2 protein-coding genes and 1 pseudogene are annotated in these 1,125 nt (G+C 68.3%); all 3 read right to left on the reverse strand.

Going from position 1 to position 1,125, the window contains the following annotated elements; translation table 11 throughout:
• Positions 1–213: pseudogene (locus tag MAXJ12_RS00635) on the reverse strand (hypothetical protein); the annotation flags it as partial.
• Entirely contained in the window at positions 203–871 is a 669-nt protein-coding gene (locus tag MAXJ12_RS00640) for an anti-sigma factor (protein ID WP_139043755.1), read from the reverse strand. The gene MAXJ12_RS00640 and the pseudogene MAXJ12_RS00635, both read right to left, overlap by 11 nt.
• The coding region (locus MAXJ12_RS00645; RefSeq protein ID WP_008833792.1) for a sigma-70 family RNA polymerase sigma factor at positions 868–1,125 on the reverse strand (258 nt) is incomplete at its 5' end. The genes MAXJ12_RS00645 and MAXJ12_RS00640, both read right to left, overlap by 4 nt.

Here is a 1,125-nt window from a genome sequence, read left to right on the forward strand (position 1 = left end):
GGCCGGATTGGGAAACAGGTCGAACAGCAAGTCCGGCAGCAGCACAGCGTTTTGCCCGCCGCGATCATAGGCCGGATCCGTGCCTTCCGGCCGGACCGTCGGCCTATCGGTCGGCAGCGCGCCGGAAGGGTCGTTGGTCTGCGCCAAAGCCGGAGTCGCGCCCACAAGCATGGCCGCCGAAAACGCCGCGATCCGGAATGTCCTACCCGCCATTGGCCGGTTTCCTGCCCTCGGAAACAGTCTCGGCAAAGGGCTGGGCGGCAATGAGGCCGACCAGCCTGTCGTAGTCGGCGGCGGTCTCGGCGGGTATGGCGATGCGGAACACGCCGCCCGCCGTCGGCCCGCCGGCGATCGCAGCGCCGTTCTCGACGAGGAAGGCCGAAATGTCGGCCATCTCCGCCTCCGGTTTGAACTTGACGAAGGCAAACGGCATCGCGCCGACGCCGCTTTCCTCTCCCGCGATCTCGAAATCGCCGCCCCGCCTGCCGGTGTCGAGCGCCGCCTGCGCGACGAGCAGCAAGACCGCCGCCGCCGCGGTCGCCCAGGCGAGCCCCGCCGGCAGGCCGGCAATCCGTTCCCACCGGCCCGCGAGCCAGGATTTTCCCGCCTCTGCCCTCGCAGGCCCGGCTTCCGCCTCCAGCGCCTTGGAAAAGCGGCTCAGCGCATCGGCCGGCGGGCGCAGCGCCTCGTTGGCGGCGACCGCGCCGCCGAATTCCGCATCCGCCTCGGCGAGCGCAACCGCGGCTTGAGGGTCTGAGGCGAGCCATTCCTCGACGGCTTCGAGGTCGTCGCCTTCCAGCGTGCCGTTCAGGTAGAAGGGCAGCAGCGCTTCCAACTCGTCGCGGCGCGACATGTTTTCCCCGGCGTTCATGGCCAACCCCTGTCGTGACCTGCGGCTTTCAGCGCCTCGCCAAGTTTCTTGCGGGCGTAAAACATCCGGGTCTTCACCGTCGCCACGGGTATCGAAAGGATCTCGCCGATCTCGCTGACCGACTTGCCGTGATAATAAGCGAGGTCGACCACCGTGCGGTGCTCCTCGGGCAGCGCGTCGACCATTCGCCTCAGCGCCGCAGCCTTGTTCTCCTTCAGCACCGTCACTTCCGGCGTATCGGCGGGATCCGCTAC

Origin of the sequence: Mesorhizobium alhagi CCNWXJ12-2 (genome assembly GCF_000236565.1) — a bacterium.
Taxonomy (GTDB): domain Bacteria; phylum Pseudomonadota; class Alphaproteobacteria; order Rhizobiales; family Rhizobiaceae; genus Allomesorhizobium; species Allomesorhizobium alhagi.

Coding starts and splice junctions, on each gene's coding strand:
- MAXJ12_RS00640 (WP_139043755.1), bottom strand. CDS start 871: ATGAACGCCGGGGAAAACATGTCGCGCCGCGACGAGTTGGAAGCGCTG.